This window comes from Paraburkholderia sp. LEh10 (assembly GCF_017814945.1).
Classification (GTDB): domain Bacteria; phylum Pseudomonadota; class Gammaproteobacteria; order Burkholderiales; family Burkholderiaceae; genus Paraburkholderia.
The window spans coordinates 1-1,277 of the sequence record NZ_JAGIPX010000202.1 but is presented as its reverse complement, the minus strand read 5'-3'; the positions used below and the strand labels follow the sequence as shown (position 1 = coordinate 1,277).

Sequence of the window (1,277 nt, the reverse complement as noted above, 5' to 3'; positions counted from 1 at the left end):
CTCAACACTCAACGGAGGTTAGATCGCATCAAATCGCTGGCTGCAAATCCGTCCGTCGAACCGGGTCAACCTCAGACGCCATTCCACCGATTCGGGGCGTACGTGGCCGGCCGCTTCAGAAACCCAAGGTCATCTACGCAGACCGTGGCTACGATTCCGATGCACATCGCCAGAAAAGCCAGAAACTTCGCGAGCGCGAAATCAAGCCGGGGATTGCCAGGCGCCGGACAGAACAGGGCAGTGGTCTGGGCAAATTCCGGTGGGTTGTGGAACGTACTCATGCGTGGCTTCAGAACTTCCGTCGTCTTCGCATTCGCTTCGAACGTCGGGCCGACAATCACGAAGCATTTCTCAAACTCGGTTGCTCCCTCGTCTGCTGGAACATCTTCAGACGGACGGAGCAGCCTTTTTGAATCCGTCTAAGCACGATGCGAGTAACCGGTATAGTCGAGGACGGAAATGGCTCGGTCGACGTACGAAAATCCGCGGTCTGCCGCCGATTCAATCAGTGGGTGCAATAGCTTGTGGGAATCGCTCGGCCGGTGTTCGTAGCCTTTCATCACCGACTCGCCCGGACCTGCTCCGCTAGCTGATTCGACTTACCGGTCCAGTCGAATGCCGCTTTAGCGGCAAGTGCGTCTCGTCGCGCCGACCAACCGCACCGCTTGAACTCCGACCTGTGGCGCAGCGCGCTGGGAAACACGGCGTCGTGAGACGCCCGGCCCGGCGCTACGCCGGGCGCCTCTGAGACGAACAGTTTTCCCGCCAAGCAATCTCGAATATATCGGTGTGAACTCTGCGCCGACAATCGTGCCTGTTCGGCTGGCCGGCGCGCGAGAGGAAGCAATCGCTGATGACCGGATCTTGGTCCGTGGCAGTCCATTGCGTTGCACTGCAGCAACGTTCTGACGCCCCTCTTGTGCGGGTTTCCCCCAATTGGGCCTATACTCAAACCGTCTCCTCCGTATCACCTCCCGATATGGATTTAGCCCGCTTCGTGCGGGCATTCTTTTTTGGGATACCCCCGCGCGACAGGTTCAAATCGGGAAACCCAAAAAGCGTTCTGGCGCCGGAAAGACGAGTCGCGTCGGCGGACCTTTCGGTCCCGAGTCGCCTGTTCAGCTACTCAAATCCCCGTTGGGTGTGAAAATTCATTCGACGTCCCACTTTACTGACGTGCTGCTAACGGCGATGGAAACCGTTGACTGAAGTTGACCCAGAAAAGCGGACATCTATCCTTTGGAGAAGGAGGTGCCGATTATGGGCAAGCATCGTAC

The 1,277-nt window shown here is 57.9% G+C and carries 1 protein-coding gene; it reads left to right on the top strand.

Annotation, left to right across the window (positions count from 1 at the left end):
* Nucleotides 1–413, top strand: a 413-nt coding sequence (locus tag J8I87_RS43930; protein ID WP_245254632.1) for a transposase, incomplete at its 5' end; no start/stop codon positions are given.
* Nucleotides 414–1,277 lie beyond the last annotated feature (864 nt).